The 8,768-nt window shown below is 66.6% G+C and carries 10 protein-coding genes; all 10 read left to right on the forward strand.

The window, feature by feature from the left end; all coding sequences use genetic code 11:
- The first annotated feature begins 46 nt into the window (after positions 1-46).
- Positions 47-745: a glutathione S-transferase N-terminal domain-containing protein gene (locus tag JHD67_RS20225; RefSeq protein WP_199100970.1), complete on the forward strand. Its 699-nt coding sequence runs from the start codon at positions 47-49 to the stop codon at positions 743-745.
- A gap of 69 nt (positions 746-814) precedes the next feature.
- Complete coding sequence (locus JHD67_RS20230; protein WP_199100971.1) at positions 815-1,720, forward strand: DMT family transporter; 906 nt, start codon at positions 815-817, stop codon at positions 1,718-1,720.
- Between the two features lie 87 nt (positions 1,721-1,807).
- The gene (locus JHD67_RS20235; RefSeq protein WP_199100972.1) at positions 1,808-4,012 is read left to right on the forward strand and encodes a protein-disulfide reductase DsbD; all 2,205 of its coding nucleotides are present in this window, start codon (positions 1,808-1,810) and stop codon (positions 4,010-4,012) included.
- A complete protein-coding gene (locus JHD67_RS20240; RefSeq protein WP_199100973.1) occupies positions 4,012-4,554 on the forward strand; it encodes a TlpA disulfide reductase family protein in 543 nt (180 codons plus the stop codon). Before JHD67_RS20235 ends, JHD67_RS20240 begins: the two co-directional genes overlap by 1 nt.
- 150 nt (positions 4,555-4,704) lie before the next feature.
- Positions 4,705-5,163, forward strand: a complete 459-nt coding sequence (gene aroQ, locus JHD67_RS20245; protein ID WP_199100974.1) for a type II 3-dehydroquinate dehydratase — start codon at positions 4,705-4,707, stop codon at positions 5,161-5,163.
- A 66-nt stretch (positions 5,164-5,229) separates the two neighbouring features.
- Positions 5,230-5,688, forward strand: a complete 459-nt coding sequence (gene accB / locus JHD67_RS20250; RefSeq protein WP_199100975.1) for an acetyl-CoA carboxylase biotin carboxyl carrier protein — start codon at positions 5,230-5,232, stop codon at positions 5,686-5,688.
- Between the two features lie 21 nt (positions 5,689-5,709).
- Positions 5,710-7,077 carry an acetyl-CoA carboxylase biotin carboxylase subunit gene (gene accC, locus JHD67_RS20255; protein ID WP_199100978.1) on the forward strand — a complete coding sequence of 456 codons (1,368 nt, stop codon included), beginning with the start codon at positions 5,710-5,712 and terminating at the stop codon, positions 7,075-7,077.
- Between the two features lie 46 nt (positions 7,078-7,123).
- A complete protein-coding gene (locus JHD67_RS20260) occupies positions 7,124-7,489 on the forward strand; it encodes a hypothetical protein (RefSeq protein ID WP_199100976.1) in 366 nt (121 codons plus the stop codon).
- Between the two features lie 163 nt (positions 7,490-7,652).
- Positions 7,653-8,597 carry a 50S ribosomal protein L11 methyltransferase gene (prmA, locus tag JHD67_RS20265; RefSeq protein WP_199100977.1) on the forward strand — a complete coding sequence of 315 codons (945 nt, stop codon included), beginning with the start codon at positions 7,653-7,655 and terminating at the stop codon, positions 8,595-8,597.
- A gap of 86 nt (positions 8,598-8,683) precedes the next feature.
- Positions 8,684-8,768 (forward strand): MJ0042-type zinc finger domain-containing protein (locus JHD67_RS20270; protein ID WP_343214406.1); only part of this gene is annotated, 85 nt, incomplete at its 3' end.

Raw genomic sequence — 8,768 nt, forward strand, 5'->3', positions numbered from 1 at the left:
AATACGTGACCCAGACTGCCCCCATCGCCATCGAGGAAGCACCGCCATGATCGACCTGTATGTCGCCGCCACGCCCAACGGCCTCAAGGTGAAGTTGTTCCTGGAAGAAGCGGGCCTGCCCTACACCACGCATACGGTGAGCTTGAGCAAGGGCGAGCAGTTTCAGCCGGCCTTCCTGGCCATTTCGCCGAACAACAAGATTCCCGCCATCGTCGATCACGCACCCCTCGGTGGCGGCGCGCCGGTGACGATGTTCGAATCAGGCGCGATCCTCTTGTACCTGGCCGAAAAGCTGGGCCGCTTCATCCCCACGGATATCCACGGCCGCGCCGAGGTGCTGCAATGGCTGTTCTGGCAGATGGCGGGGCTCGGGCCGATGGCCGGGCAGATTGGGCATTTCAATGTGTACGCACCGGAGAAGGTGCCCTACGCCATCGAGCGCTACACGCGCGAAACGGCGCGCCTTTACGGTGTGCTCGACCGCCAGTTGACCGACCGCGCGTTCATTGCCGGCGAGTTTTCCATCGCCGATATCGCCTGCTACCCCTGGATCGTGCCGCACGCGGCGCATGGGCAGCAGCTGGCGGACTTCCCCGCATTGGAACGCTGGTTTGCGGCCATGTCCGCCCGGCCCGCCACGCAGCGTACCTATGAAGGGGTGGAGAACGCCTATGCCCCTAAGCAGAGTCTTTCCGAGGACGAACGCCGCGTGCTGTTCGGCCGGGGCGCCAGCACCGCGCGCTGAAGTCTGCTGACAGGTTCTGACACTGCCGCCCCTTACGCTTTATCGCGCCCCTCTTTCGATGCCATCGCCATGAAAAAATTCGACGTTGCCGCGCTGCTGTTGCTGGGAGCCATCTGGGGTGCCTCGTTCCTGTTCATGCGCATGGGCGCGGATCAGTTTGGCGGCATGGCGCTGGCCGGCATGCGCGCCATTGGCGCGGCGATCTGCTCGATTCCCCTGCTGACGCGCGCACGCCTGGGCGAGATGCGCACGCATTGGCGCGATATCGCCATCGTGGGCATCGCCAACTCGGCGTTGCCGTTTGTGCTGTTCTCGTTCGCGGCGAAGAGCCTGCCGGCCGGCGTCTCCGCCATTTCCGACGCCATCGCACCGCTGCTGGTGGCGCTGTCGGGCTGGATGCTGCTGGGCGAAAAGCTGAGCCCCATCCAGGCCAGCGGCCTGGTGGTCGGCTTCACGGGCGTGGTGTGGCTGGTGGTTGGCACGGTGGGTTTCAGTGGCAGCGTGCATGCAGTCGGCTGGGCCATGGCCGCCTGCCTGGGCGCCAACATCTGCTACACCTTCGGCGCGCACTACAGCCATCGCCGCCTACGCAGTGGCGTTACGCCGCTCAGCGTGGCGACCGGCAGCCAACTGGCCGCCGCGCTGTTGCTGCTGCCTTTCACCGTATGGTTGTGGCCCACCCAAACGCCGGGATGGACGTCATGGCTCGCCGTGCTGGGCCTGGCGGCCGTCTGCACCTCGCTCGCCTACGTGCTGTTCTATGGATTGATGGCCCGCGTCGGCGCCTCGCGCAGCATGGTGGTGATGTTCCTGATTCCAGTGTTCGGCGTGTTGTGGGGGCTACTTTTCCTGCACGAGCCGGTGACGCTGAGCATGGCGGGCGGCTGCGTGGTGATCCTGTTCGGCGTGGCGCTGACCACCGGCCTGCTACGCCCACGCGCACAGCGCCTGCAGGTGGCGGCGGAACAACCCTGACCAGCGGCGGTCGGCCCCGACGGGCAAGCTGGGCCATAATCGGGGTTCGCCCGCGTTCCAGCGCGGGCCCTCCCCGCTGGAGCCGCAATGCGTCTGATCTCTTCCGGCCGACGACTGGCCGTTCGCTTCTCTACCCTGCTTTGCCTGTGGCTGGCGCTGACCGGCGTGGCCCTTGCGCAGGACGATACCGATGGCCTGCTGCCCGTGACCGAGGCCTACAAGCTCAGCGCGGATGCCTCCACGCCGGGCGTGCTGAAGCTGCATTGGGAGATTGCGCCGGACTATTACCTTTATCGCGGCCGCATGAAGTTCAAGGCCGGCGACGGCGTCACCCTGGACGCAGCCCAGCTGCCGGACGGCGCCAAGCATCACGACGAATACCTGGGCGACGTGGAGACCTATCACCACAGCGTCGACGCCAGCGTGCCCTACACGCTGGCTCCCGGCACCGCCCGCCTGACCCTGAGCGTGCAATACCAGGGCTGCCACGAGGTGGATCCTAAGATCTGCTATCCGCCGCATACCGAAAAGCTCGACCTGGCACTGCCCACCGGCACCGGCGCCAGCGCGCCAGCCGCCTCGCTCGGGGCTGCCTTGAGCCAGTTGGGCGCCCATCGCGGCGCCCAAGGCGCGGCGCTGCCGGCCGAGCAGGCGTTCCGGCTGGAGGCGTTGGCCCAGGATGGTCAACACCTGTTGCTGCGCTGGAGCATGCCCAAGGGCTATTACCTGTATCGCGACCAGACCCACCTGCAATTGAAGGACGCCAGCGGCCTTACGCTCGCCACGCCGCAATGGCCGGCGGGCGTCGCGCATGAAGATCCCTACTTCGGCCACAGCACGGTCTATTTCGACCAGCTCGAATTGCCGGTGGCCCTGCAGGGCGACGTGTCCAACGTGTCCTCGATCACCCTGGAAGCCCGCTTCCAGGGGTGCGAGGAAGGCGGCCAGTGCTATCCGCCGATGACGCGCGCGCTCACCGTCACCCTGGGTGGCGGCGCATCGGGCCATGCAACGGCGCCGGCGCCGGAAATGCCACCGGCCGATCTCGCCAACGGCCCGCTGCAGGTCGGCCTGTTCTACGCGCTGTTGCTGGCGCTGGGCGGCGGCTTGGTGCTCAACCTGATGCCCTGCGTGCTGCCGGTGCTGTCGATCAAGGCGGTGGGGCTGCTGGAAAGCGGCGAAAGCCACGCACGCGCGCGCAGCCACGCGCTGGCCTATACGGCAGGCGTGCTGTGCACCTTCGCCGTCATCGGCATCGCCATCATCGCCCTGCGCTCGGCTGGCCATGCACTGGGCTGGGGCGCGCAACTGCAACAACCGCTGCTGGTGGGCGGACTGGCTTGCGTGATGTTGGCGGTAGGCCTTTCCATGTCGGGCATGGTGCAGTTCGGCACCTCGCTGGGCAATGTGGGCCAATCGCTGGCCGGGCGCTCGGGTCATGCCGGCGACTTCTTCACCGGGGTACTCGCGGTAGCCGTGGCCAGCCCGTGCACCGCGCCGTTCATGGGTAGCGCGCTGGCCTACGCCTTCGCCGCACCGATGCTGCATGCGCTGCTGGTGTTCCTCGCGCTGGGCCTGGGCTTGGCGCTGCCGTTCCTGGCGGTGGGCTTTGTGCCGGGCGTGGCCCGCCTGCTGCCGCGGCCGGGCGCGTGGATGGAAACGCTCAAGCAGGTGCTGGCCTTCCCCATGTACCTCACCGCTGCATGGCTGGTGTGGGTGCTGGCGCACCAGCGCGGCGCCGATGCGGTGGGCCTGGTGCTGGTGGCGGGCGTACTGCTCGCCGCCACGCTGTGGTGGTTCGAGCGCAGCCGCACGGGGGGCGCACTGAGCAAACTGGCCGTGCTGGTGCTCGCGGTGCTCACCGTGCTGCCGCTGTACGGGCTTACCCAGCTGCCGCCCCCGTCACAGGCCGGTATGGTGGCCGAAGGCGTGGTCGCCTATTCGCCGGAGAAACTGGCCGAGCTGCGCAAGGCCGGCACGCCGGTGTTCGTGGATATGACCGCCGACTGGTGCGTCACCTGCAAGGCCAACGAACACGCGGTGCTGGACACGGATGCTTTCCGCGCCCTGCTCAAGAAAACCGGCGCGGTCTATATGAAGGGCGACTGGACCGACGTGAACCCCACCATCGCCGCGTTCCTGCAGCAGTATCACTCGCCAGGCGTACCGCTCTACGTGGTGTTCCCGCGTGACGGTGGCGACGGCCGCAAGCTGCCCACCGTGCTCACCCGCTCGCTGGTGGAAGAAGCCCTGAATCAGGCCGCTGGCGCTCCGGTCGCCGAGGCGCCGTGATGCTCAGTCGCAGCAACTGGATCATCCTGGGCCTCGCCGTGCTGGTGGCCGGTGTCGGCGGCTGGCTGCAGCACGCCAGCCAGCGCGCGCGCGTGCCGGCCGGCGTGCATGTGACGCAGCCGGGCGAACGGGCACCGGATCTCGCTCTGCTCGGGCTGGATGGCCGGGAACACCGGCTGCCGGAATACCGCGGCCGCCGCGTGCTGCTCAATTTCTGGGCCAGCTGGTGCGGCCCGTGCCTGCAGGAAATGCCGGCGCTGACCAGGGCCCAGGCCAACGTCGGCGAACAGGGGCCGATCGTCATCGGCATCGCCATGGATGACCCCGAACGCGTGCGGGCCTTCCTCGCTCAGCACGCGGTGAACTACCCCATCCTGCTCGGTCGCCTGGACCACCCCAGCACCTCGCTGCGACTGGGTAACGTCGGCGAAGTGCTGCCGTACAGCGTGCTTCTGGATCCGAACGGTCGCGTATTGAATACCCGGCGCGGGCCGCTGGACGACGCCGAACTAAAGGCCTGGCTGGCGCCAACCGCGCCCTGACGCGGTTTGTGGCGCCATACGTCGCCGCACGGTTTTATTTTAACTTCTCCGTCAAACATCGCCGAACTGCGTCGAACTGGACAACATCCGCAGGGGCGCGCACACTCCGCGCCGGACGCCGGGCCTGCCGGCGGAACCCAAGGTAACGGCGTGGCCAAGATCCTGGTCCTGCATGGACCCAATCTCAATCTGCTGGGCGTGCGTGAGCCGGAGGTTTACGGCCATACCACGCTGGCCGATATCGACGCTACGTTGCACGCCCGGGCACAGGCCGCCGGCCATGCGCTGGAAGCCTTCCAGTCCAACGCCGAGCACGCCCTGATCGAACGCGTGCATCAGGCCCGCGTGGATGGCACCGATTTTATCCTGATCAACCCGGGCGCGTTCACCCACACCAGCATCGCCTTGCGCGACGCGCTGGCGGGCGTGGCGATTCCGTTCGTGGAGCTGCACCTTTCCAACGTGCATGCGCGCGAACCGTTCCGCCAGCACTCCTATCTCTCGGACATCGCCGTGGGCGTGATCTGCGGCTTTGGCGCGGACAGCTACCGGCTGGCATTGGATGCCGCCCTGCAACGGCTGGAGCGTTCCGGCTCCGCCGCTTCCTGACTCAGGGCCCGCGCCACATATTCCCATTCCGGTTGCCACGGCAACCCCAACGAAAAGGTTTGAATCATGGACTTGCGCAAGATCAAGAAACTCATTGACCTGCTCGAGGAATCCAACCTCGCCGAACTGGAAATCAAGGAAGGCGAAGAAGTCGTCCGTCTGTCGCGCGTGCCCAAGGGCACCGTCACCGTCGCGCCCGCTCCGGTCGCCATGCCGGCTGCTGCGGCCCCGGTCGCCGCGGCCCCGGTGGCTGCCGCCGAGGCTGCGCCCGCCAACGCCGGCCTACCGGCCGGCCACGTGGTGAAGGCGCCGATGGTCGGTACCTTCTATGCCTCCTCCACCCCGGGCGCTGCGGCGTTCGTCAAGGTGGGCCAGCAGGTGAAGGCCGGCGAGACGCTGGGCATCATCGAAGCAATGAAGATGTTCAACCAGATCGAAGCCGATGTGGCCGGTACGGTGCAGGCCATCCTTGTCGAGAACGGTCAGCCGGTGGAATTCGACCAGCCGATGTTCGTGATCGCCTAAACCAGGCTGACGATCATGCCCATGCTAGAAAAAGTCGTTATCGCCAACCGCGGCGAAATCGCCCTGCGCGTGCTGCGCGCCTGCCACAGTCTTGGCATCAAGACCGTGGCGGTGCACTCCACCGCAGACCGCAACCTCAAGCACGTCGGCCTGGCCGACGAGTCGATCTGCATCGGCCCGGCGCCGTCGGTCGACAGCTACCTCAATATCCCGCGCATCATCGCTGCGGCGGAAATCACCGACGCCCAGGCCATTCACCCGGGTTACGGCTTTCTCTCCGAGCGCGCGGATTTCGCCGAGCAGGTGGAACAGTCCGGCTTCATCTTCATTGGCCCTACCGCGGACGTGATCCGCCTGATGGGTGACAAGGTGGAGGCCATCCGCGCCATGAAGGCTGCCGGCGTGCCGTGCGTGCCCGGCTCGGGCGGCCCACTGGACGACAATGTCGAAGAAAACATGCGCATTGCGCGTGACATCGGCTACCCGGTGATCATCAAGGCCGCCGGTGGCGGTGGTGGCCGCGGCATGCGCGTGGTGCGCACCGAGGCCCACCTGGGCAATGCCATCACCATGACCAAGCAGGAGGCCAAGGCGGCCTTCGGCAACGATCAGGTGTACATGGAGAAGTTCCTGGAGAATCCACGCCACGTGGAGATCCAGGTGCTCGCCGACGGCCAAGGCCATGCCATCCACCTCGGCGAACGCGACTGCTCCATGCAGCGTCGTCACCAGAAGGTGGTGGAAGAAGCCCCTGCCCCGGGCATCACGCCGGAACTGCGCGAGCAGATCGGCAAGGTGTGCGTGGAAGCCTGCCTGCGCATCGGTTACCGCGGCGCCGGCACCTTCGAGTTCCTCTACGAAGACGGCCAGTTCTACTTCATCGAGATGAACACGCGTATCCAGGTGGAACACCCGGTGACCGAGCTCATCACCGGCATCGACTTGGTGCGCGAGCAGCTGCTGATCGCCGGCGGCGAGAAGCTGTCGATCCGCCAGCAAGACATCAAGATCCATGGCCACGCCATCGAGTGCCGCATCAACGCGGAAGACCCGGACAGCTTCCTGCCCTCGCCGGGCACGGTGAAGCGTTTCGAAGCGCCAGGCGGCCCGGGCGTGCGCGTGGATACGCACTTGTACGACGGTTATCGCATCCCGCCGAACTACGACTCGATGATCGGCAAGCTGATCGTGCACGGACCCGACCGCGAAACCGCCATTGCGCGCATGCGCCTGGCGCTCGCCGAAACGGTGATCGAAGGCGTCAAGTGCAATATCCCGCTGCAGCAGCGCATCATGGCCGACGTGGGTTTCCAGCAGGGTGGACAGAACATCCACTACCTGGAAAAGCGCATGGCCGAACAGAAGGAAAAGGCCGCCACCGGCGGCTGATTCGACGAGGCGGGCCGCGTTTGCGGCCCGCCTCGCAGCAGGTCTTATGTCCGAATTACTGCGTTTGCCCGAGGCGATCGACGCCATCCGCGATGCCTTCGACGACGGCGACGGCTGGGATCGCTACGCCTGGGTGTATATCCGCGGCGAGATCACCTCGCCCTACTGCCGCCTCTATCTCTCGCACGTCGCCGACGAAGACGATGCGCTGATCCAGGACCACGGCCAGGCCTTGCCGCCGTTCGCCGCGCAACATGATCTGCAGCACTTTCTGGAAGCGGCCGACTTTGCCGAAGTGCTGTTTGCCCAGCGTCGGCGCGACGCCGCCTCCAGCGTGGCCGACTACGCCCGCGCGCTGGACTACTACCGCAAGCACGACAGCTTCCTCGGCCTGCCGCCTGCCGAGTCCTAGACTGCGCCCCACGCCGTCACTCCCTCGAAAGCGGGAGGCGCTTTTCAACAGCCGACAAGCTGGTCGTCCCGCGCCTTCCGGCGCGCGCAACAACGCACGAACCCGCTCGCCCCAGCTCGCCTGACTTCGGCGACAATAGCGGCCTGATCCGCAGGAACTCCCCATGCCCTGGCTCGAACTCTCGCTCACCATCCGTTCCGAACAGCAGCCGCGTGTGGAAGAAGCGCTGGACGAACTGGGGGCGCTCTCCATCACCCTGCAGGATGCCGACGCCGAGACACCCGACGAGCAGGCCATCTTCGAGCCTGGCGTGGGCGAACTGCCGCTATGGCCCACCATCACGCTCAATGCGCTGTTCGACGCCGACGCCGATCGCCGCGGCCTGAGCGAAGCGCTGGGCGATCTGCTGCCCTGGCTGGAGCCGGACCACATGCAGTTCCGCGACGTGGCCGACGAAGACTGGGAACGCGCCTGGATGGACCAGTTCAAGCCAATGCCATTTGGCCGCCGGCTGTGGATCTATCCGTGGAACATCGAACCGCCAGCCGACCCGGACATCGTCGTGGTGCGCCTGGACCCCGGCCTGGCCTTTGGCAGCGGTACGCACCCGACCACCTCGCTGTGCCTGGCCTGGCTGGACAGCCTCGACCTTGCCGGCAAGCGCGTCATCGACTTTGGCTGCGGCTCGGGCATTCTCGCCATTGCCGCGCTCAAGCTGGGCGCAGCCAGCGCCGTGGGCGTGGATAACGATCCACAGGCGCTTACCGCCTCGGCCGACAACGCCGAGCGCAACGACGTAGCCGAGCGCCTCGCCTTGTTCCTGCCCGAGGACTTTGCAACAGCGTCGTCCACTTCTGCGTCCGCGACGCCCGCGCATCCCTGCGCGTCGCCTGCCGATGTGTTTGTTGCCAACATCCTCGCCGGCCCGCTGGGCGAACTGGCGCCCACCTTCGCCGCGGCCGCCAAGCCGGGCGCGCCCTTCGCCATCTCCGGCATCCTGCACGGCCAGCAAGACGAACTGCTGGCGCGCTACGCCGAATGGTTCGAGGACTTGCGCGTGGACATGCTGGAAGACTGGGTGCGCATCAGCGGGCGTCGTCGCGACTGAGAAGCCAATCGCTATACGCGCCGCGCGTGCGTGCTTTGTGGTGAGCCCTGCACTAGGCTTGCCACAGTTCGACAACCGCGGTCCCTATGTACGCCCAATGCCCCGATTGCCTGACCGTGTTCTCGCTGAACACGGAAACGCTTGCGCAAGCGCGCGGCCAGGTCATGTGCG

The sequence above is a fragment of the Dyella sp. ASV21 genome (genome assembly GCF_016428975.1).
Classification (GTDB): domain Bacteria; phylum Pseudomonadota; class Gammaproteobacteria; order Xanthomonadales; family Rhodanobacteraceae; genus Dyella.

Excerpts from the sequence above, each read along its gene's own strand:
- JHD67_RS20225 (WP_199100970.1), top strand. The coding sequence starts at position 47 with ATGATCGACCTGTATGTCGCCGCCACGCCCAACGGCCTCAAGGTGAAG.
- JHD67_RS20230 (WP_199100971.1), top strand. The coding sequence starts at position 815 with ATGAAAAAATTCGACGTTGCCGCGCTGCTGTTGCTGGGAGCCATCTGG.
- JHD67_RS20235 (WP_199100972.1), top strand. The coding sequence starts at position 1,808 with ATGCGTCTGATCTCTTCCGGCCGACGACTGGCCGTTCGCTTCTCTACC.
- JHD67_RS20240 (WP_199100973.1), top strand. The coding sequence starts at position 4,012 with ATGCTCAGTCGCAGCAACTGGATCATCCTGGGCCTCGCCGTGCTGGTG.
- accB (WP_199100975.1), top strand. The coding sequence starts at position 5,230 with ATGGACTTGCGCAAGATCAAGAAACTCATTGACCTGCTCGAGGAATCC.
- accC (WP_199100978.1), top strand. The coding sequence starts at position 5,710 with ATGCTAGAAAAAGTCGTTATCGCCAACCGCGGCGAAATCGCCCTGCGC.
- JHD67_RS20260 (WP_199100976.1), top strand. The coding sequence starts at position 7,124 with ATGTCCGAATTACTGCGTTTGCCCGAGGCGATCGACGCCATCCGCGAT.
- prmA (WP_199100977.1), top strand. The coding sequence starts at position 7,653 with ATGCCCTGGCTCGAACTCTCGCTCACCATCCGTTCCGAACAGCAGCCG.